Annotated in this window: 1 protein-coding gene (cut by a window edge); it reads left to right on the top strand. The window is 66.8% G+C overall.

Features of this window, described 5'->3' with window-relative positions:
- A protein-coding gene (locus C8E96_RS13400; protein ID WP_133794404.1) for a protein-glutamine glutaminase family protein crosses the window boundary here: on the top strand, positions 1–24,422 show its start. The gene runs 29,638 nt beyond the window's last position; only the first 24,422 of its 54,060 coding nucleotides appear in the window; it begins with the start codon at positions 1–3; its stop codon lies off the right edge, out of view.

Below are 24,422 nucleotides of genomic sequence, written 5' to 3' on the forward strand. Positions count from 1 at the left end.
GTGGCGGCGGATGTCTATTTCCCGGAGTGGCTTGACTGGTTGACGGTGTCGATCGTTGGTACCAGGGGGGATCAGGTCGATGTTGTGGCGACTCGGGCGACGGCGGATCGGTATCGCGAGTTGGCTGTGTTTCTTGATGGGCTTGGGTATCTGATTGGTGGTGCGGCGGCGGGGGTTGATGACGCTATCGGGGGTGATGCTGGTCGGGCGTTTCGGGGGAACGCGGACGAGGTGGTGGTGCCGCTGCCGCAGGTTGCCGGCTTGGCGGGGACGCAGGGGGATGCCCTGGACAATTTCGCGTTGAATGTCGAGTCGAGTAATTACTCGACGATGTATGAGCTGACGTTTTTCGCGTCGTCGATTGTGTGGGCGCTGACGAGTCCGTTCACCGCGTGGATGGTGCCCGAGTTCATTGCCGGCGCCCGTTTGGCGGTCGCTCAGATCTTCGCGCTCAGGGACGCTGCGACGTTGGCTGCGAAGCAGGTCGTGGAGGAGGCCGCTGAGGAGGTGGCTCAGGACGCGTTGGTCCAGTTGCACCAGAAGGTCGAAGGTAATCGACACTCCGTGGACTGGGACTCGATCACGCTCAGTGCGGTCGCGGGTGCGGCGGCGGGTGGCCTCATGTCCGGTTTGCGCAAGCTTGGCGAGAAGTTCACCCCGGATTTCTCGAAGACAGTGCTGTTCTCCGGTCTGACCGAGGGCGTCACGGAAGGCATCGTGGGCGTTGGTGTCACCGGTGTGACGGGTGGGAACCTGTCGGATGCCTGGATGGGTGTGGTCGGCGGGTTCAACTCCGGTTCCCTGGAGCACGGCGCCAACGATGCCGGTGACAAGATCGACGATCTGGTCAACGGGCCGAAGATGCCCAACATGGATGCGCTCGAGCGCCCGACTTCGGTCATGCCGAGCGGGCCACTGGGCGCGACCTATGGTGGCGACGGGCCCCCCACGCCGATCACGCAGGACGTGGAGTCCGAGTTGCCCCCGGGCGTCGACAAGCCCGGCACGGACACGCCTGGTGTCCATGGACCCGGCACGGACACGCCAGGTGTTCACGGACCTGAGACTGATGTGCCGGGTGTTCACGGACCTGAGACTGATGCGCCCGACCTTGATGGCCTTGGTACGGACGTGCCGCTGGTCGTCGGCGCGCCGTCGAACATCCCTGCGGGGGCGCCGCAGAACAAGCCGCCAGGGCACGATCCGCAAGGGCAGGACCTGCCAGGCCGGGATCGGCCCGCCGAGACCGGGCCACACTTGGAGCAGCTCGGCGTTGATCAGCCGGCACCGCACTCCATCCTGCCGCACACTCCGCCACCGATCAACGGCCCGGTGGTTGACGGGCCGCGGATCGAACACCCGGTGATCGACGTCCCCGTGGTGGACACCCCGGTGATCGCTGGTCCACGGCTGGACGACCAGCCGCTTGACGGTCCGCGGATCGAGCACCCGGTGATCGACGTTCCAGTGGTGGACACCCCGGTGATCGCTGGTCCACGGCTGGATGGCCAGCCGCTTGACGGTCCGCGGATCGAACACCCGGTGGTTGAGGGGTCGCGGGTCGACGTTCCGGACGGACCGATTGTCGAGGGACAGAACTCCGTTGATCCGGGCCAGGTCGTCGGCGACCCGACCGTCACTCCAGCTCCGGTCCCGTTGACGGACACGGTGACCGCGCCGCCGGTGACTGTCGACTCGCCACTGTTCAATGGTGTGGATCCCCACGCGCCGAGTGGGCTGCCGGGCGACGCGGCGGACCCGACCTCCCTTGCGCCCCAGCCGATCCCGACCCAGACGACGGATCACACGCCGACGAACCAGCCTCCGACACAGGCCGGCCCGCAGTCGGTGACGAGTACGCCGAGTGGTCCGTTCGCGCAGGTGACCCCGCCGACGATCCAGCCTCCGGGTCAGGTTGGTCCGCAGTCGGTGACGAGTACGCCGAGTGGTCCGTTCGCGCAGGTGACCCCGCCGACGATCCAGCCTCCGGCTCAGGTTGGTCCGCAGTCGGTGACGAGTACGCCGAGTGGTCCGTTCGCGCAGACGACTCCGCAGTCGATTCCGCACGTGGACTCGGCTTTGGGTGGCACCGAACCGACACGATCGGGCGATCAGGCCGGGCAGCACGTCCCCAGTGGACAGTCCGACCACGGCCGGTTGCCGTTGGTACGGGAGTCCGGTACGCCGCAGGGTTCCGCGTTGGGTGATCTCGGGATTCAGAGCCCGGTGGGACACAACGTCGACGGTCCGCGGGTTGGCCACCCGGGCGGCCCGGCAGGCCCGGTCACCGTCGCGCCGCAGACAACTTCGACCCCGGTGAATGCCCAATCGGGCCTGCCGAACCCGGCTCGGGGTGGCACGGAGTCCGTGCCGTCCGGGGATCAGGCCGGGGCCGTTTCCAGTGGACGGTCGGATCTTGGCAGGTTGCCGCTGGAGCGGGAGTTTGAGGTGCCGCGCAGCCCCGCGTTGGGCGATGTGATCCCTGCGCCGAGCGTGAGTGACGTCCCTTCGCCGGAGAGTGTCGTCCCGGTCGAGCAGGCGCCTGCCGTCGTCGGCCGGACGGACACGCCTATCGCCGACGTGGGCCCCGTCGCCGACGCCCAAGTTGCGGGCGGACCGGCGGCGGATCACTTCGAGGACGAGGCGTCCGAGGTCGAGTCGGTCTTCGATGGTGACCGCTCGGATGTCACGGATGCGAGTGATCTCGGTGACGTCCCGGTTGTGCCTGTTCAGGTTCCGCCGGTCTATGGCACGCCGCACGGCTATCCGCGGGGTGAGTCGCTCGCTGCAGCTCCCGCGCAGCAGGGTGGCCGGATCCACATGGCGCCGGGTTGGCCTAAGCCGGTGCGGTCGGCGTTCGAGGTCCGGCGGGGGCGGCGGGGCGTGGACACCGTCGTGGAGGTCACGGTGTTCGTCGACCTCCAGCCGAAGGGCCGTCAGGATGTCCTTGTCCGGCAGCAGGTGCTGCGGGAGGCTCAGCTTGCCGTCGACTGGTACTACAACCAGCCGAATCTGCGCCTGCGCAATGGTGACCTGCTGCGTTTCCGTATCCAGCCCAAGTCGGCGGACGATCCGCTGCACCATGCGGTGACCATCGATGCCGACCACGAGATCGACCATCTGCACTGGCGGCCGGGCATGCCCAGCGTGACCTATGCGCACGAGTTCGGCCACATGATCGGCCAACCGGAGGAGTACGCCGAGAACCAGCCGAAGCCGGACAACAATGCCAAGGACAACAATGCCAAGGACAAGAATGTCGAGGACAAGCCGAAGAGGCTCGATATCAGTGGCACCGTCATGGGCCGCCACACGGAGATCGGCCCGGACGGAAAGCCGCGCCTGATCACCGACATCAAGGTGCCGCAGCGATTCGTCGACGTCCTGGCTCGCAACCTCGGTATCGACGACCTCACCCCGACCGGCCACGACACACCGTTGCGCCAGGACAACATCGTCACCCCCGAACTACCCGAAGGCACCCCACTCCCCAAAGCACCACCGTTACCCCCAGAGCACAGCGGAACGACCACGTCGGGCGGTCTGCCGTCCGCCGCCGAAATCGTGGCCAAGCTGCCCGGATACATGCGCAAGAGCCGTGGTCTCGGTCTCGCCGAGCAGAAGGGCGATGTCCGTGGTCCGGCGAGGGACCTTGAGGCCCAGTTGCGCAAGCTCGCGCCCCGCGTGAAGACGTGGCACGGCGCGGATTTGATGGCCCAGTTCCCGACCAAGTGGATCCGCGGCACGCAGATGGACGGTGGCCTGCCGTTGCGGATCAGGGGCGACGACAAGTACTACGAGGTTCGGGTCAAGTCCACGTTCGACTGGGACGCCCTCACGGTGCAGGCCAAGGGCGACTACACGCTGCGTGGGCGGTCCAAGGACAAGAGAGCCTTCGAGAACAGATCCGGTCACGAGCGGACCGGCAACATCCCGGTGATCTTGCAGGGCCCGGCGGTGCCGGGTGTGAACGCCGCGGTGAGCATGAGCATCCCGGTCTCGCCGACGGAGCGGGCGAGCGGTGGCCATCGGCAGGAGCTGGGCAACTCCAGCACGGTGGAGCTCTGCGACCCGTACGAGGTCGACGTTCCCCTCACCATGGAGTTCACGCTCATCGGCCCGGACGGTCAGTTCGTTCCGGGCCGCACCACCGCCGACGGCCATGTCCTGCTCTCGGTGCCGACCACGTTGCCCACGCAAGACATCGCCGGTGAAGGCGTGTTGAGTGTCGAGCATGCTCGTGCCAAAGGCCTGCGGCATGGAGCCCTGCCGGAGAACCTCGAGCCGGTCACCACGCGGCCGAAGCGGTTCGTCACCGAGGAAGTCATCGTCAATCGCGGCACCGCCCCCACCTTCCTCGACCAGGTCGTCGCGATGTTGGGGCCCAAATACCGCAGGGTGACCGCGATCGGTACGAATGGCCGTGAGTCGATCTTCGACTTCGTGTGCGAACTCGGGATCAAGGCGAACCTGCCCAAGATGACCGTCCTGGCGGACGCGGATCCGGAGGAGGGCTGGGTCCGTTCCCAACCGCTCTTCAAGGGCAAGAACCGCGACGGCTTCGAGTTGTTCCCCAAGAGTACCCAGCTGGAGATGCGCGCCGTCGCCCGCTGGGTCCGGGTGGTCGACACCTTGAACAAGGTGCCGACGACCGACCGTTCGCACGACCACTACGAGAGCGTCCACCGGTCTGAGGTCTCGCGGAACGTGGAGGCCGAGGGCTTCGTGCTCGGCGGCGGCCCTGGTATCGCCCAGGCTGGTGTCGGGCAGGGCGGCCCCACCTTCCAGGCAGGCCGGCTGCAGAACGCGTCCACCGCTGTGGGGCAGTCCACCGCGGTCAAACACGCGGTCGAGGTCACTGGCGATGTCGTGCGCTACGAAATGGTGTACGACATTCAGGTTCGCCAACTCGGCGGGAAACCGCGGACCCTGCTGGGCAACGTCAGCGCGTACCAGTTGACCGAGATGCGGCACGCGCGCCGGGCAGGCCTGCCGGGTGTGCCCGCGGATGACACGTTCGTCTCGGGACCGGACCGCACGAAGCAGGGACCGTTCGAGTTCGAGAGCGGTCAGGCGCTGCTCGGCATGGTGGACGAGTTCGACAGCGGCGACCTCGTCCACCGCACTATCCAGCCACACCTGACCAGGCTGGCAAAGGAGAAGGGCTGGCTGCTCGACCGAACGAAGTTCTCGCGGCAGCTGACGAACAGGAAGCTGCCGCTGAGCTACTTCGGTGAGGAGGCGTTCGACGGCGGCAACCTGACCGCGAAGGTCGCCGAGGCGCTCGAGCTCGGACAAAATCTCGCCGACGTGCTGTCCGACCAGCAGCTGTCCCACCTGGTCAAGGCCATGGTCGGTGCGGAGCTGCACATCCCGCTCAAGAAGGCAGGCTGGTTCCACGAGCGCGATTTCACGCTGGTGTTGACGGCGGATACCGGCAGCTGGGAGCAAGGGGAGCTGCTGAGCGCCGAAGAGATCACCGGTCTGTTCAAGAGCAAAGACGCCACCACGGCGGCAGATGGCCGGAACAGGGAGATCACCGGCGGATTCGGGATCCAGGGGCGCGGTCTGGGTGCGCTTCCCGCGGCGGGGCCGTCCACCGCCCTGTTCGGCCTGGGGCTGGCGGAGATCCGGACGGTGTGGACGAGGCTGGCCGAGAGCGCGCGGACACACACCAGCAGACGCAATCTCGAGGTCAGCAGTGGCGACACCGTCGCGCAGGGCGGCGAACTCGGCAAACACAATGTGCGCCAGTTCCGGACCCAGGTGACGGTCACCAGCGAGATCCGGGCGCAGGAGCGGCACAACAGAGCGTTCCGCAAGATCACCATCGGTCGAAGCGGCCGCCAAGCGCCGCCGACCGTGACGCTGGGGCCGCCCGCTCCGGTGACCGCCGAGCTGAGAATGCTCGTGCCGGAGGTGTTGCTCACCGACGGCGGCCCCGATCCCGCGGCAGCGAAGCCGGTACCGAAACCCAACCGGCCGCTCGGGCCCGCGACCCTCAAGCTGCCTCACTCGATGAAGCCCGCGACGTCTCCCACCTTCGACAACGTCGAGGTGGAGGCGTTCACCGGTGCCGCGGCCGTGCAGGAATCCGCGCTGTCGATGCTGAACCTCGCCTCCGGCCGAGACCCGGTCGTGCGGGACAAGAACGGGACCATTTCTCAGACGATCAACAACCAGCTCTCGGCCACGAAGTTCGCCAGCGACCCGAGCGTGTTCAACCGCACCACGATCCTGGACTCCTCCACGCTCAAACACGAACGTCGGGCGGCGGACCTGGTCGCGACCATCGGCGTCACGTACCAGCCCGTCAGGCTGTCGGCGCGGCAGGTCACCGCCAAGGAGTTCCAGGAGCGGGCCAAGTCGCTGGAAGGCTCGATCGAATCGTCCGGAGGCGGTGGCACCAGCAACAGACTGCTCGGGTTCGCGGCCGCGGTGCCGGTACTCACCCAGCAGGACTATACGAGTGCGCCGGGGGGCACGAACGAGACCGGGGCCCGCGCCGTCAACGTGATCATCGCCAACCTCTTCGACCGGACCGAGAGCAACACGGTGGTCGACCGGGTCAAGAGCGGTGAGAAGCTCAAGGTCGGCACCCTGCCGCAGAAGATGATCCTCGCCCGGATCGACATCGAGGCCACCGTCGTCGCCGAGGCGCAGCACAAGGGAAACCTCAGCTTCGGCCTGGCGGAGCCGGACCCCGCCCAGGTCTTTGGCGAGGTGGTGGACCTGCCTGAGTCAGCACTTGTCTGGCTGACGGAGGATCAGTTCCATGAGCTGAACACCGGCATCGCGCCGACGCATGCGCCGCCCACCGTGACCGAGGACCGCGGCATCGAGGTACCGCCCTCGCTGCGGCAGGGTGCGTCGAGCAAGCCGTCGATGGGGCTCGGCGGCATCATCGACCCGATCGACCTGCGGGACGTGGTCGACAATTTGCGGGTCAGGCTGGCCGCCGAGCTCGGCCTGGCACTGGCGGACCGGCTCCTGCCGGACAGCACGCTGGATCCGAAGAATCCCAACATCGCCAGGATCAAGGCGCTGCTGTCCGATCCGAACAACACGGTGAACATGCTCATCAACGGCGGCGTCGTGCACGCGGTGCGGCTCGAGGACCGGATGAGCGGCCGAACCTACGAGCTGACGATGGAGGCGAGGTTCACCGAGTCGCCCGAGCGTGGCGTCGTCAAGCTGCTCAACAAGCTCAAGGCTACGGTGTACGCGGAGTTGGGCACTACGACGATCAAGAAGCGGTCGAGGTCGCTGTTCGGCCTGCGCGCGATCATAAGGCCGATGCTCGTAGGCCAAGAGCAGCCCGGCCCGGCCACCAGCGACGGACAAGCCAAGGGCAGCGTCGGCGGCGGTTTCTTCCTCGCGAAGACCTGGGGCATCCGCGACCGAACGAAAACCTTTATGGAGTCGTCGAAGTACCTGCACTCCGCGTGGGTCCAGGGACCGGTCGCGGCGCACCGCGGCAAACTCGCCGTGACGGTGGGGATTCGGCGACACGGGACGACGTACGCCGAGATCACCAAGACCCAGCCGGTCGAGATCTCCAGGATCGCCGACGAGGCGTTCCCGAAACCCAAGGCCGACGACAAGTTCGGCGCCACCACGTTCCCCGCACCGGATCGGTTCGCGAAGTTCACGAGAAACGACCTGAAGGAGTGGCGCAAGGGTTCGGACGACGGCACTACACCGACATTGACGCTGCCGGAACTCGGCAACTACTGGACAGAGCACTTCTTCGGCGACGTCGAGGAATTCCGCTCACGTGCCGAGTTCGTGCTGCGAGACTCTGGGGTCAAGATCACCCCCGCGATCCGGCGGCAGCTGGCGGACGAGATCACGGTGGCCAAGCTGCGTGCCGCGGTGTCCGCCGCCGTCGACGGCAAGTTCAAGCTACCGCTGCCGAAGAGCGTCGGTCGCGAGCTGGAGATCCACCTCCGTTTGCCCGGCACGGCGCGCTTCGCCAGCGCCAGCGCCAGCCCCCGGATCAGGTCGTACCGCGATTACGTCTTGTCTGAGCGGGTGGTGACCAAAGAAGGCGGCGAGTCGCACATCATCCCGGCACTGCCGGTGGGCCTGGGGGGTGAGTCGCCGACACCAGGTAAACCGGACGCCTCCGGAGAGCTGCGTCGCGAGTTCAACATCTTCGACGGGCCCGCCTCGGAGAAGAAGGTGAGCACGAGGTTCGCCGGTCCGCCGCGCTTGTTCGAGCCGCAGATGCCGTGGGCGCAGATTCCGGATGACAAGCTGACCCGCGTCCTACTGGCCGACGCCGACTTCCGCATCGTCGCCAAGCGCACGAAGAGCTTCCTGCACAGCGAGAAACTCAGCTATCAGGACATCAAGGTCAGTGACGCGTTCGCTTTCCGGATGCGCGACGCCGACGCCGTCGCCATGACCGGGAAGAGCCTGCCCACGGCACTGGTCGAGGCGACCAAGGCGCTGGCGGACGCGGGCGCCAGGTGGTTCGCCGCGGAACGGCATAGGCTCGGCGCTCAGGTGCACCGTGAGTCGGTGGAACGCCCGGTCGACGCCGCGACCCGTACGCAGGAGAAGTGGCTGGCCGAGTACGACTCACTGCCCGCGCGGATCGAGGAGCAGACCGCCAGGGTGACGAAGTACCGCGCGGCGTTCGAGGCCGCGCTGTCCCGTGCGGCCACCGTCCAGAAACTCGGCGTCGGCGCGCAGCGCAAGCAGGCCCGCGCGGCGTTGCAGCGCAAGCGTGATGTCTTCGCCCAGGCCAAGCGCAGGCAGTCCGGCCTGGTGGACCGGCTGGACAACCTCGAGAGACTGCTCACCGACAACCGCGACTCGGTCCAGCAGTTGCGTGACTACGCCGCCGCACTGCAGCAGGAGAAGCAGGCCGAGAACGATCTGCGGGCCGCGCAGGACACCTGGTGGCAGGCCAAACGTACCCACGACCGGGAAGTCGCGGCACTGCACGCGCAGGAGGAACTGGAACGCACGGCGACCGAGTCCACACCGTCACCAGTCACCGCCGAGCCCAGTGTCGACTTGTCGCGAACGCTGGTGAACCGCGGCGGTGAACCGATCGGGTTCGCTCCGGCCGCCCAAGACCCGGGTGCGCCGCGACAGCACCAGCCGAAGCGGGTTCCACGCAAGGGCGTCCGGGTGCGCTCGCTGGCATCCCGTGGCGGTCGGCAGGCGGGCGCGGTGTTCCAGCCGGCGCCGCGCCCGTCACGCAAGGGTAAGGAGCGCGCCGCCGAGTACACGATGCCCGAGGAGCAGAACGCCGTCCCGGGTCCGAGCGGTGCATCGTCCACCCTGGACTCCCCGCCGCCTGGACCGCAGGCTCACGCCGAGTCGTCGGCTGGGGGCGCGTTGCGAGAACTCGCCGAGCGGCTTCTCACTGAAGTCCGGACATCGCCCGCAGGCGACTCCGGTCAGGACGTCGAAGACCGGACCGACCTCGAATCGGTGTCGTCCACGTCCACGGCGGCTGAGAGCACGGCGCCGGAGGACTTGTCGCCTGCTGAGTCGCGTACGAGGTTGGCGGAGGATGCCGAAGGTGTCCTCTTCCCCGATGAGTTGGTTGAGTTTGGTGGGCGGCCGGACGCCGAGCCGGTGCGTCCGCGGCCGCGGCGACGGACTGAGGAGCGGCCGGTCGGCGGGCTGCCGGGCTCGGTGGCGGAGGGTGGGCCGGGTAGTCGGCTGGATGTTGAGTCGGGGGGTGTTGCCGGATCGCCGGAGGATCCGTGGGCGTTTGTGGACACCGGCGTGGACGAGCGGCTCGTGGGTGCGTTGCGTCCGCGTCCGCGGCGGACGGGCCGGGATCGTGTGGACGAGGGCGTTGTTGTGGACTCGAGCTCTTCCGGTGTTGTTTTCGAGCACACCGGCGACGCGGCGTTCGGTGGCGATGGGCTCGACCAGGAGCTCGTGGATTGGCACGGGTCTCTCAGCCCTGTTGGGCGGGAGCGGTTCAACCACCTGTACTGGTCGATGAGTCGTATGGAGCGGAGGCTGTTTTTTGACGGTTTCAGTTCGTTTGACGCGGTCGGGCGGGCGAAGCTGGCGGGTGAGCTCGACGCCGACGGTCTGAGGACGTTGGTGCCGGCGTGGAACGAGGTTGTCGCGCTGGCGGACAAGTACCTGGCCGATATCCCCGATCGCCGTGACAGTGTTCTGGCCGCGGGGAAAGACCTGGTGGGCAATGCGCTTCGGGGTGGCCAGGAGGTGCTGACCGAAGAACTTCCCGGTATGTCCTATGGCGATGTGGTCAAGCTCGCGGCGCTGTGGCATGACACCACGCAGGATTCGGTGATCGCCCAGGAGTTGATGGAAGAGTTCGTGGCTGAGGGGCACATGCTCCGGGTGAACGGTTCGACGTTGCTCGGGACGCCGGGTGCGGATTTCTCAGCGGCGATTGCTCCGGCGCCGTACCTGGTCGACCTGCTGCTTGCCGCGGTGCCGCCGGGCACTCGGTTCGCGGATCCCAAGAGTTTCGTGAACCTGGTCAGGAACGGGCAGCAGGGCGATCCGCTGGACCTGGTGATCGCTTTCCATCAGACCTTTCAGGGAACGCCTCGGATGGCGGTCGCGATGCCGGAAGGTTCGTCGCTCGGCCGTGCGTACTGGGAGTCGGAGATCGGCCACGAGCCGGAGTTCATGGGTCGCGGGCCGAGTGGGCTGGCGGAGGTGGCCAGGCGGGTCAGGGCCGGTGGTCACGGGTCGAGTGCTCTGGTGTTCGGCCAGCCGCCTTACGCGTTGCCCGAAGAGGCGTGGAATGTGGTCAACCACGACGGCGAGGTGTTCGTCGTGAATCCCCGGACCGGTGTGGTCGCTCCGGCGGAGGGTGAGGTGCGGTGGGCTTCGTACGCCGTGCACGCCGTCGTGTTCGGATCGGGCGGTCAGGTGATCGAGGGCAGCCGCCACCCGGACATCGAGGACGATGCTTCCACCCAACGGGACGTTTCGACGTCGTCGACGTTTGGTTCCGAGTTCGGCGAACCGCCGGGCCCAGCGTTGCCACCGCACCCGTTGACCACACGTGACGGCGAGCAGGCCGGTGCCGCCTTCCCGATCGATCCGTGGCAGGAGCCCGGTCCTCCGCGGCCGCGTCCGTTCCGCAACAGCAAGGAGCGTGTTGTCGAACCCTCGGCGACCTGGCCGGAGCAGACGGACCTTCCGGGATCGAGAGGAACACCGTCGGACCTGAATTCCGATGTGCTGGATGAGACGACCGAGCGGGTCGACGCGGTGCAGGGCGACCTGGCTCTGGATGAGGTTGCGGCGCTGCGGGACGCGTCCGCGCAGGTTGTCGGGGATGCGCCTGTGGGCGGGTCGGTTTCGGCCGGTCAGGGTTCGTCATCACCTGACGGCGAGCAGGCCGGTGCCGCGTTCCCGTTCGATCCGCAGCAGCAGGCCGCTCCTCCGCAGCCACGTCCACGGCCGCGGCGGTTGGTGCCGGAGCGGCCCATTGAGGAGCGGCTCGGTTCGGTTGTCGAGAGCGAACCGAGTAGCCGGTTGGATGTCGAATCGCACCTGGCGCCCAACCGGGGCACCGTGCCGGTGGACAGAGTGGAGCGGTGGCGGCACGACGTGCCCGATGGCGCTCCGGTGAATGAGCCGGTGGCGTTTGATCCGAGGTTTGAGGATGGCTGGTCGGAAGCGGGGTGGGTGGCGGCTGTTCAGTCGGCTGAGCGGTTGCGTCGGGAGATCGACGCGGCGCTTGAGGTCGAGGGGTCGGCTGAGGAGGAGATGGGTCCGGAGCGTCTGACTGTTGCGCAGGCGGAGTTGTTGCGGTTGCGCGGAGAGGTGAGGCGGCTTGTGCAGCAGCCGGGGGGCTTGGTGTTCATCGGGGAGCCGAGTGATGAGCAGCGGTTGCGGTTGGGGTTGCTTGAGGACGTGCGTGCGGTTGTGGCGGATGTGTATTTGCGGGATGGCCTGGCGGTGGCGGAGGAGTGGGCGCGGGCTCTGACGCGGCGTTTCGGTTTGGTCGCGACCGGAGGTCTGCGGGGTGGGGCCCGGTTCGAGGATGCCTCGGGTGAGAGTGGGAGTGAGGGCGGGTCTGAGTCGTCGGCGACTGGGGCGCGGTGGGGCGCGGCGTCTGAATCGGGGGATTCCCCTTTCGAGGGTATGTCGCCCGACCCGGGGTTCGGCGACTTCATGGAGGGGGACTTCGCCCCCTTAGAGGTGGCCGCGTTGGGGGTGCCGGTGCCCGGCTACGTCGCCGTCCCCGTAGACGACGACGTGTTCATGTCGTCGGCGTCTGGGGCGCGGTGGGGCGCGGCGTCTGAATCGGGGGATTCCCCTTTCGGGGGTATGTCGCCCGACCCGGGGTTCGGCGACTTCGTGGAGGGGGACTTCGCCCCCTTAGAGGTGGCCGCGTTGGGGGTGCCGGTGCCCGGCTACGTCGCCGTCCCCGTAGACGACGACGTGTTCATGTCGTCGGACGATCTGGATTCCGCCGAGCTGGATGAGGCGATCGTGCCGGTCGATGCGGTGCCGGGCGACCCGGCTCGGGTCGGTGGCGCCGGTGGGAAGCGGGCATTGGCTGATGAGCTGGGTGGACCCGCTGGTAAGCGTCGGCGGCAGGACGGTGGGGCGTCGCCTGCCACGATTCCTGGGCTGTCGGAGTTCTCTCCGGAGCCCGCGGATGTAGCAGTGTTTGAGGCTCTGGTGCATGAGCAGGTGGCGCAGAACAAGGCCGCGGCGCGGTGGGCTTCCGGACAGAAACGCCTGAGTCGACTCGAGACGTCCGATCCGGCGCTGGCCCGGATGTTGGTTGACGAGCAGGAGCGTGTGCACGCGCTTCTGAACGACTGGGTGTTGGGGATGCAGACGTCGCAGTCGGAGGCGTTGTCTCAGGATCTTGCGGCCTTGGCCGGTCAGAATGTGGATCCGGGTGTGGTGGGAGTTCTGAATGAGCGGACGGGGCCGGCTGCGGAGGCTTTTGCTCGGGTGGTGAAAGAGCAGTTGGACGCGGCGGGGGCGGTGTATTGGGTGGAGCGGCTGAAGCAGGCCGTTTCCCATCCGGTGAGGGCACGCGAGTTCAACGCGCCAGAGGTGCTGATCGGGCAGTTGATGGCCAGGCTGGGGCCGGGGAGTGTGGCGGCGTTCGGTCGGGTGCGGTCCAGGCAGGCCGACTTGGCTCGGGCGGCGGTTGACCGGCTGCGCGCGCAGGCGTGGCTGGATTCGCTCGATGAGGTTGATCCGGATTCGGCGCGTGGGTTGCGGGCGGCTGTGGCGCAGGCCGAGCAGGAGGTCGGGGCCCGGTTGGAGGGGCTGGCGGCCCAGGTTCTGGAGTCGTTGCTGGGCGGCCAGGATCTGACGCCGTCAATCGACGAGGCCAGGTCCGCCCGGATCGCGAGCACCGAAGCGGCGATCGAGCGCGTGCTGCAGGAGCAGCAGCTCGTGCACTCGGCCGCGATCAGGCAGCGCCTGTGGTCGCCGGCGGGATTGGTGGTGGCCGAGCCCAAGACGGTCCCGGTGTCGGATGACCCGGATGCTCCTGGGGAGCCGGTGGCCGAGCACGAGTCGATCCCGGAGATTAGCCGGCCGCTCGGTTTTGGTCCGACGGCGCTGTCGGATGCTCATGCGGGGCCGGTGGGCTCAGGTGACCAATCGATCCCGGACGATAAGTCCCACGGTGACAGGGTGGCGGCCGAGCACGGGTTACCCGCCAAGCTCCGGGTGACCGAGCTACTTTCGGGTATGTCCAAGCGGTTGGAGCGCAAGGCCGCACACCCCATCGAGGGAGCCAACTGGGGCGCGGACGTAGTGGGGACCCGCAGTTCGGGCTATTCGTTCGTCGAGCCTGACCCCTTGTCCGGCTCGCGGTTCACGGAGGCGGCGTCCAAGCTGGCGGAGCGGGTGCGGCGGTGTGAGGAGCAGGACGTTCAGCTGCCGGATGTCCGGTTGTCCTTGATGACGACGAACAACAATGCCCTCATGAGTCCCAGAGAACTGCGCAAGCGTCTGCGGAAGTTGCGTGGCAGGTTGCGGGAGTTGGTGCCCACGAAAGGCAAGAAGCTCAGGTTCACCTATGTGCACCGCAGGGACAAAGAATCCCAGGTTCATCGTGTGGGGTTCGAGGCGTTCCATAGTCCGGCGCTCGGGTCGGGCGACTACAAGAAGGCGACGAGCCTGACCGAGTTCCTCGTAGGCAAAAAGGACTACCTGCCCGAGGCTGGCGTAGAACGGCTCGAATGGTTCGCCGAAGGCATCTTCGAGTACCGCCTCTCGGATCCGAACGCGGGGAACGAGAAGCTGAGGATCCTCGTCGTGGGCAGTTCACTCATTGTCGTCCAAAAAAACCTGGCAGCCATGACAATCACGCTTCGGGCTGTCTTCGGACAGGCGCTGGGTAAGCATCCGGATGCCTACAGCGGGTCGGTCGACGATTTCATCAAGGACAAGCTTGTTGTCATTCCGGTGAAAAGGGATGGGTCCTCACCCGCTCTGCTCGTCGATGTCGTTTCCGCGGACGAGATGGGCGTCGACGGGCCAGTTGCGTCCGACGGGCTCGGCGCACCCGGCGGTTCGAATCAGGTCGAGTCGCAGGGTGGGATAGTGGCGGCCGAGTGGGAGCTATCCGCCGAGAAGCGCCCGCCGGTCAAGCTACCTCCGGATGCGACCAAGCGGTTGCACCGGAAGCCCGACCGGATCGAGGGAGCCAGCTGGGGCGCGGACGTAGGGTGGAACCGCGCTTCGGGCTATTCGTTCGTCGAGCCTGACCCCTTGTCCGGCTCGCGGTTCACGGAGGCGGCGGACAAGCTGGCGGAGCGGGTGCGTGAGCGTGAGGACCAGGGTTTCCAGCTGCCGGATGTCCGGTTGTCCTTTACGACGAACTACACTGCCATCCTGGGGCCCGAAGAACTGCGCAAGCGTCTGCAGAAGTTGCGTGACAGGTTGCGGGAGTTGGTGCCCACGAAAGGCAATAAGCTCAGGTTCACCTATGTGCACCGCATAGATAATCGCACCGGCTCCAAGGTTCATCGTATGGGGTTCGAGGCGTTCCATAGTCCGGCGCTTGGGTCGCGCGACTATGAGAAGGCGACGAGCCTGACCGAGTTCCTCATAGGCCAAAAGGACTACCTGCCCGAGGCTGGCGTAGAACGGCTCGAATGGTTCGCCGAAGGCATCTTCGACCGCCTCTCGGATCTGAACGCGGCGAACAAGAAGCTGAGGATCCTCGTCGTGGGCAGTTCACACCGTGTCGTCCAAAAAAACCTGGCAGCCATGACAATCACGCTTCGGGCTGTCTTCGAACAGGCGCTGGGTAAGCATCCGGATGCCTACAGCGGGTCGGTCGACGATTTCATCAAGGACAAGCTTGTTGTCATTCCGGTGAAAAAGACTGGGTACTCGCCCGCTCTGCTCGTCGATGTCGTTTCCGCGGACGAGATGGGCGTCGACGGGCCAGATGCGTCCGGCGGGCTCGGCGCACCCGGCGGTTCGAATCAGGCACCGGTGACCAAGGTCCAGCCGCACGAAGTGGTGCTTCCTACGCTCAGTGGTGCTGACGGCCGGGAGTTCGCCCTGCTCTCCGACGCGGCCTCGTACGACCATCACCGCGCGCAGCTCCGCTTCGCGAGTGATGAGAGCCTGCGCGTGATGTTCAGGCAGGACAGTGAGCAGTTGGTGGAGTCCGCTACTCCATGGGCTCACACGACCACCGATGGCCGCACGCGTCCGATTGTGCTGGTCCTGAATAGCCGCAATGGCCGGTTCCCGGTGCGGACAGTCGACGGCGCCGAGCGGGACCTCTCGCCGGAGGACATGGCGGAGGTGATCGCCGGGTCCGAGGCGTTCCAGCGGCTCACCGCCGGTCCGGTGCGCAGGCCGCTGGTGCTGATCAACGAGAACGACGACGCCGATCCCAGCGTGGCGAGCGCGGTCAACGCCCGGTTACTCGCGAAACTGAGCGAGCTGACGGGCCCACGCGAAAGTTACGACTACGAAGGTGTCGTACTCCACGTGCCTACATTGGTCGTGCCAGCGTACGCGGGGTTCACCGTGCACACGTCCCTGGCCTCGGGCGAGGTGGCCAGGTTCGGCACGGGCTCGGTGTTCGGGTTCGGCACGAACGATCCGGTCGGTGCGGAGCCGCCGACGACGGCGGACCTCGATCGTGCGGTCGCGGAGCGCGGCCTGCCGCCAGACCGGCCACGGGTGTACGTGGTGGTCGACTCGCCTGATGGCACGTTCGCTCGTGTCACCCTCTCGGACGGCTCGGTGCGTGAGGTGACCGGAAGCCAGCTGGGGGAGACGCTGTGGAGTGATGAGGCCTTCCAGACGGCGATGCGGGCCGTGCCGCAGCCGCTGGTGGTGGTGGTCGCGCGGGACGGGGGCAAACGGGCCAACACCGGCGGACTGGGCTTCGATCTCGCGGGCTTCTTGCACACCAAGAACATCTTCCCAGATGTGGCCGCGGCGACGGGAGGGGTGGAGATCGGCGCCGGTGGTGTCACGCTGGCCGAGGACACCGAGTTCGTGCTGGTCTCCGACTTGCGTGACGGGGATCTGGATGTGGATGTTCTGACCAACGAAACCGAAGAGCAGGTCGGTCTGTTCGTTCGTTACGACGGTGACGAACAGGAGCACCAGAAGGCACGCGAGTGGGCGGCGGACGTCACGCTGGACAGCTTCCACATCGGTGCCGATGGCAAGGCGGACAAGCTCAAGTCGTTGCCGGCGGTCGAGGCACCCATGATGGTGTTCGTCAGCACCGACGAGAGGGGCTATCGAGCCCGGCGGCGGGACGGGCAGCCCCAGCGGCCTTCCGCGACGCAGCTGTTTCGGGTGCTGCGGTCCCATCCCGAGGTGAAGTACACGATGCTCGCCAGGAACAACGATCGGGAGATCCTGGTCACCGCGGTGGAAGGGAAGGTGCGGGACGCGGCGAAGATCGCCGAGACCTTCGTTCCGGGCGGGCGCTCGCGGCGGGTGCACGTGCCGCTGGATCCCATCGTGCTGAAGCCAGGCGGCATCGAGATCACCAAGGCGGGACTGGTCACGTATGCGCCGCCACAGCCGGGGAAAGACGGTGTGGTCACCCGGTCCTTCGTTGACGACAAGCACGGCATCTACGCCGTGCACTTCCCGCAGACGAGCGAGGATGCCGACGACCACACGACGTTCCTACGTCGGCAGAACGCATGGACGCGGCGGTACTACCTCCGGTATGTGCCGACAGAGACGCTGGATGAGTCGGGTAGCGCGATCCACCGCCAAGTCGCGTACCTGGCACCGCCTGCGTCGGCCAAACACGTGGTTCAGCTGATGGGGCACGGCGGTACGACGGGGTTCAAAGCTGGGCTGTCGACGGACGATCCGCTGGAGGTCGGAGACTCGGTCACGCTCGCCCCAGAGGAATACCTCAAGATCGTGCTCGCGAGCGATCTGTGGCAGCAGGTCCACCTCGATGACTTCGAGGTCTGGTCGTTCTCCTGCGATGTGAACGTGGCCGGTCTGGTCGACGAGTCCGGAAAGCCCGTGCTGAACCCCGCCGAGAGGTTGAAGTCGGCGTGGAAGGACCTGAACAGCACGCCGAAGAAGGTGCGCGCGGGTAGCGGGCGAGTCGGCACGCACCTCGATTTGGGGTTGTTCGAAGTACTCGACAATGGGGTGTACGGCGAGGTCGATCCTGATGATCAGACGGACGAGGCCACCCTGGTGCCGTTGCGGGACCTGGCGGCGAACAACATCGACCCGATCTCGCTGAAATTCCCACCGGCGAGCACGACGCTGTCAGACGAACAGATCAAGCAGTTGGAGGCGTTCACCCGCAGCGTGGCGCGATCGGCGGCCTGGCGCGCGCGCAACGGTGTTGCCCTGCCGAAGGTCACCCTCAAGGCAGGTGGTCAATCCGGAGTGGTCGATGCCGAGGATCGACAGGATGCGCTCCACGACGTCGTCCTTACGACGCTGCGCACGGAGGCGCGACTGCTGGCGACGCACGGCCTCGGGTTCCAGGTGGACGAGGTGACCGTCGAGTTCGAGGACGGCGCCGACGAGGACGTGGACATCGCCCGAGTCGAAGTGGACCTGCAGGCGCACGACCTCGGACTGACGGCCCTGGACGCCTTGGAGAAGGAGGTCGACGAGGCCAGCTACTACGCGGTCAACAAGGCGTTCGCGAAGCTGCTTCCCGACGGGCAGGAAGCTCTGGTCGCTCCGCCTGACTCCGAACTCGGCACGGCACCCGCGGCCAGACAGGTCGAGGCCAGTTCCCGGGACGCCAAGGCGCGGCTTCGGCTACAGAAGTCCGTGCCGGTTCAGACCGCTGGGCGCTATCACCTGTCCTCGTCGAACTCCTCCGGCGGCGTCAGCTACCTGCCGCGGGGCAAGGTCTCGCAGACCGCTCTGCCTGCCGCCGATGGCAAGCCATTCAACGTGTTCGTGACCGGACGCGACGGCTGGTTCATGGTCGACGGTGTGCCGGTGAACGGAGCACAGCTGGCCGAACATGTGCGCCGGTCGCCCATGTTGCGGGCGGCTCCCGGCGTCACCGTCCGGTTGGTGGTGGACATCGATGACGAGCATCGGGCCGAGTTGTTGGGGCAGGCGAGAGAGTTCGCGGCGACGCTGGCCGAGGACGACGAGGACCTCGCGGTCGAGGCGATGTTCGACGAACTGGTGACCAACGCCGAGGGCATCGCCGTGCCGAAGCACGGTCGTCCGTTCGAACGGGTCGACTTGCGGCCGGAAGACGTCGCGTGGCTGTCACTGACAAGCCTGGACGGACCGTTCGGCATGGCGCTCGCTTCGCAGGCACGAGTCAAATTCGATGTCGAGGCCAACCTGAATGCCTCGACCGCCAACAGTCGGCGCGTGGTGACGCTGGAATACGTTGACGAACAGGGTGGAGTGACCCACAGGCCGATCAGGGCGAAATGGGAGTCGTCTGTGGGCGGCCGGCGGGTCCAGCCAGTTGAGCTGCTGCTCGACGCCGCCGGTGACAAGTTCCTCGTGCCGATGCCTGATGGCACCACTGTGGCGGTGCCCGCAGCGGTGATGGCGAGGCTGATCACGGGGTCGGCGATGTTCCAGGAGCTTACCGGCGGACCGGTGCAGCCGGAGCTGATCGTGATCACCAGAGATCTGTCCGCTGATCCGAGTGCGAAGAGCCTGCTCAACGCCGCGCTTCTGACAGCGATGAACAAGCGGCCCACTCGCTGGCTGACCTACGACTACGCGGGCCCGGTCGTGCATGGCGAGGATGAGGGGGCGGGTTTCCTTGCCCTTCCCCAAGACGCATTGATCACCGAGAGCGATCCCCTGTCGGTGTCCGAGGTCATGCACGTCCGTCAGGGCTCGGTCTTCGTCTTCCCGACCCCCGATGGTGCGGTGACATCGGTCAACACCCTCGCCCAGGCCAAGGACATGTCCGTGATCGTTCCGGACCGGCTGTTGGGAAAGTACGCGAAACCGGGGAAGGAGCCGTTGGTCGCCGTGGTGGACTCGCCGGACGGCACGGTCGCGCGGCTCGGGTCGGCTGCGGGTGCTCAGCACGAGCAGGACGGCGCGCGCCTCGCCAGGAGGATGCTCGACGATCCGGCTTTCCTGGCGGAGGTGAAGGCCGACCCCGATCGGACGGTGGTGCTGCTCGCGTCGCACGGTGGGCAACTGGTCAACTTCGGCGGGCTGGGTTTCGACTACGCCGGTGAACTGCACGCCAAGGGGATCTTCAACGACGTTGTCGCGCCGCCTGGTACCTGGGATGTCGTGGACGGCAAGGTCGTGTTGCCGGACGACGCCGAACTCGCACTGGTCTCGGAGCTGCGGGCCGGTGATCTGGAGACCGAGGTGCTGCGGAACAGCCTGGGGCAGGCAGTAGGGTTGTTCGTGCGGGCGCCCGGTGACGACGCGGAGTACGCGGCGGCGAAGGCCTGGGCGTGGAACGCCGTGGCCGAGACCCTGGCCACGGTGAACACCCCAGGGGGCACCGGGAAGCACGGGCAGAAGTCGCCGTGGACCGGGCAACCTCTGCCGTTCTTCATCTTCGCGAGCTCGCACCGCTACGGCTATCGGGCCAGCCGACGGGCCACCGGCAAGCGCAAGCGGCCGACGGAAGTGGTGTTCACGCCGGAGCAGTTGGCCCGCGTGCTGCGGGCGATGCCCGAGGTGACGGCCGCGCTGGGTAAGGGGAAGTGGCCGGGGTCCGTCCGGTCAATCGTCTTTGGGTCACTGGACGGACCTGCCACCGGTGGCGCGGAAATCAGCCGCTCGATGGTGAAGGGCGGTTACTCGCGACCGCTGTACGTGTCGCCGGGTCAGCTGAAGCTCGGCGCCGACGGCCAGATCAACCTGGGCGGCGATGATTTCCTGGAGTTCCTGCCGGACATCGGCCCTGATGACGTCGTCGTCCATCCCATGTACACCAAGCAACTGGGACACTATGGGCAGTACTTCCCCCGGGACCACGTCGACGCGACTTGGCTGGACGTCTCTGCTCGCACTCAGAGCAAGGTAGGGCTGCAGTACTACTTCCAGAATGTGTCCGGAGAGTATGTCGCCGTGCTCACCCCCTGGGCGGGCGGCGGTGACCTGTGGATCACCGACGGGCACGGTTCGCCCCGGGGACTCGACGTCGGCCTCAAGACCGACCGGCCTGCCGACATCGGCGACACTGTTGTGCTGGACGGACGCGCGGCGGCAAAGCTGGCCGTCGCCACGGACGTCTTCGCGAAGGTTCCCGAGGGCGAACGCGGGAAACCACACCTGCTCAGCTGCTGCTCGTTCGAGGCTCAGGGGCCGGAGTTCAAGTCGCAGTGGAGCACTGCCAACAAGCGCGATGTCAGGCACTTCGTCGCCACCAGCGACTGGACCATGTACTCCCCGCGCGCTACCCGGTTCTTCAGGGATTCCGGACGTTTCGTCGAGGTCGACCCGAAGTTGGCGCACAGAGTGCCTGCCGTGCGGCTCGCGGAGCTGGCGGCGAGTGCGATCGACAGCGAGACGATCCGCTTCGGCCCCAAGGAAAAAACGGTCCAGATCGGCGAGGTCGTCAAGGTCGAGGATGTGGCCCGCAAGACCGCCAGGGCGGCGGCCTGGCGGGCGCGCAACGGTGTCGAGCTGCCCGTGGTCACCATCACCGGTCACGGCAACGGCAGTCTGTCCGTGCCCGGCACCGGCCGCGTAACGGGCAAACGTAGAGCCAACGCGGTGAAGGCGAGATTCCTCGAGGCGTTGGCCAGGGAGTCTGATCGGTTGAGCAGACTGGGACTGGGCTTCGACCCGGAGCAGGTCGTCATCCGCACGGTCGGGGCGGAGGTGCCGCCCGGCGGCGACCGGACCGCGACGATCGACATCGCGCTGTCGCCGCACGACCTCGGTGAGAATGCGCTCAACGACGCGAAGAAGGAGATCTCCGTCAGGACGATCGCCGCGGTGGACAAGGCGTTCGCGAAGCTGCTTCCCGACGGGCAGGAAGCTCTGGTCGCTCCGCCTGACTCCGGGCGGGTTCCACGCAAGGACGTCCGCGTGCGCACGTTGACATCCCGTGGCGGTCGGCAGGCGGGCGCGGTGTTCCAGCCGGCGCCGCGGGTTCACGCCGAGTCGTCGGCTGGGGGCGCGTTGCGAGAACTCGCCGAGCGGCTTCTCACTGAAGTCCGGCCATCGCCCGCAGGCGATTCCGGTCAGGACGTCGAAGACCGGACCGACCTCGAATCGGTGTCGTCCACGTCCACGGCGGCAGAGAGCACGGCCCCGGAGGGCGTGGAGGAATCGCCTTCGGGCGTGCGGATCTACAGCCGTCCGTTCGTGAGCGAGGTCGATGACGACGAACTCGTCGACTCGGATGCGTCAACGATCGCCGAGGCCGTTGACGGTGGCGTGGTGACGACGGAGGGCGGAATTCATGTCTTCCAACGGCCGTTGCCCTTCGCCGGAGCCGCTTCCGATCTGGAATCAGAGGCGTTCGACGAGGAGCAGTCCAGCGATGCGCCGGGTGTTGAGGACTTGTCGCCTGCTGAGTCGCGTACGAGGTTGGCGGGGGATGCCGAAGGTGTCCTCTTCCCCGATGAGTTGGTTGAGTTTGGTGGGCGGCCGGACGCCGAGCCGGTGCGTCCGCGGCCGCGGCGACGGACTGAGGAGCGGCCGGTCGGCGGGCTGCCGGGCTCGGTGGCGGAGGGTGGGCCGGGTAGTCGGCTGGATGTTGAGTCGGGGGGTGTTGCCGGATCGCCGGAGGATCCGTGGGCGTTTGTGGACACCGGCGTGGACGAGCGGCTCGTGGGTGCGTTGCGTCCGCGTCCGCGGCGGACGGGCCGGGATCGTGTGGACGAGGGCGTTGTTGTGGACTCGAGCTCTTCCGGTGTTGTTTTCGAGCACACCGGCGACGCGGCGTTCGGTGGCGATGGGCTCGACCAGGAGCTCGTGGATTGGCACGGGTCTCTCAGCCCTGTTGGGCGGGAGCGGTTCAACCACCTGTACTGGTCGATGAGTCGTATGGAGCGGAGGCTGTTTTTTGACGGTTTCAGTTCGTTTGACGCGGTCGGGCGGGCGAAGCTGGCGGGTGAGCTCGACGCCGACGGTCTGAGGACGTTGGTGCCGGCGTGGAACGAGGTTGTCGCGCTGGCGGACAAGTACCTGGCCGATATCCCCGATCGCCGTGACAGTGTTCTGGCCGCGGGGAAAGACCTGGTGGGCAATGCGCTTCGGGGTGGCCAGGAGGTGCTGACCGAAGAACTTCCCGGTATGTCCTATGGCGATGTGGTCAAGCTCGCGGCGCTGTGGCATGACACCACGCAGGATTCGGTGATCGCCCAGGAGTTGATGGAAGAGTTCGTGGCTGAGGGGCACATGCTCCGGGTGAACGGTTCGACGTTGCTCGGGACGCCGGGTGCGGATTTCTCAGCGGCGATTGCTCCGGCGCCGTACCTGGTCGACCTGCTGCTTGCCGCGGTGCCGCCGGGCACTCGGTTCGCGGATCCCAAGAGTTTCGTGAACCTGGTCAGGAACGGGCAGCAGGGCGATCCGCTGGACCTGGTGATCGCTTTCCATCAGACCTTTCAGGGAACGCCTCGGATGGCGGTCGCGATGCCGGAAGGTTCGTCGCTCGGCCGTGCGTACTGGGAGTCGGAGATCGGCCACGAGCCGGAGTTCATGGGTCGCGGGCCGAGTGGGCTGGCGGAGGTGGCCAGGCGGGTCAGGGCCGGTGGTCACGGGTCGAGTGCTCTGGTGTTCGGCCAGCCGCCTTACGCGTTGCCCGAAGAGGCGTGGAATGTGGTCAACCACGACGGCGAGGTGTTCGTCGTGAATCCCCGGACCGGTGTGGTCGCTCCGGCGGAGGGTGAGGTGCGGTGGGCTTCGTACGCCGTGCACGCCGTCGTGTTCGGATCGGGCGGTCAGGTGATCGAGGGCAGCCGCCACCCGGACATCGAGGACGATGCTTCCACCCAACGGGACGTTTCGACGTCGTCGACGTTTGGTTCCGAGCACGGCGAACCCGTCGAGGAGAACGTCCGGCTGGCCGCCGAGCGGCTGACCGTGCACTCAGAGGGTGGTGAGCCGTCCTCAGTGGATTCTCGGGTCGTCGGTGATGGCGGCGTGGAGTTGGTGTCTGATGTCGCGGGGTTTGATCCGACGGTTGAGGGTGGTTGGTCGCAGGCGGGGTGGGATGCGGCTGTTCGGTCGGCTGGGTTGTTGTGGGGGGAGATTGATGCGGCGTTGGCTGAGGCGAGGCGGTTGGTTGATGCGGGGTTGGGTGTTGAGCAGCTTGGTGGTGGGTATGCGGAGCGGTTCTGGTTGTTCGAAGAGGTGAAGAGGCTTGTTCCGCAGCCGGGGGGTTTGTTGTATATCGGGGCGCCGAGTGATGTGCAGCGGGAGCGGTTGCGGCGGCTTGATGAGGTGCGTGCGGTTGTGGCGGATGTGTATGTGCGTGATGGCCAGGCGGTGGCGGAGGAGTGGGCGGAGGCTCTGACGGGGCGGTTCGGCTTGGTTCGGACTGGTGGTTTGCCGGGTGGGTTCCCGGCTGGTGATGCTCCAGTTCAGCTGGGTGAGTCGTCGGCTGCCGGGGCGGAGGCGGGTGCCGCGTCCGAGTTGGGGCAGAACACATCTGCGGGCGCTGTGGAGCTGCCGAGCGAGTGGCGTCAGTGGTTACGGGCTCCGCATAACGCCGAGATGAAGGGCAAGAGCTGGAGGGTCTTCATCGATGCGCCGGTGGATTCGCTGGTGGTGCACGACGGTGAGCTGGTCGGTATTGCTGACGGTGAGCTGGTCGGTATTGCTGCCGAGGAGAGGGCGGCGTTGGGGGAGAAGATCGACGAGCTTGTGAAGATGGTGGTCGATCGTCACGATCTGGGGCAGCAGTTGCCGGATGTGCGGTTGCGTTTCTGGTCAAAGTCTCAGAATGAGAAGACTCGGGATTCAGCCGGTCAGATCGCGATGAACTGGTTGGAAGAGTTGGTGATGGCCAAGGTTCGGGACCAGCGGTCTTCGGTGAAGCT

It is taken from the genome of Actinokineospora alba, from assembly GCF_004362515.1.
In the GTDB taxonomy this organism is placed as follows: domain Bacteria; phylum Actinomycetota; class Actinomycetes; order Mycobacteriales; family Pseudonocardiaceae; genus Actinokineospora; species Actinokineospora alba.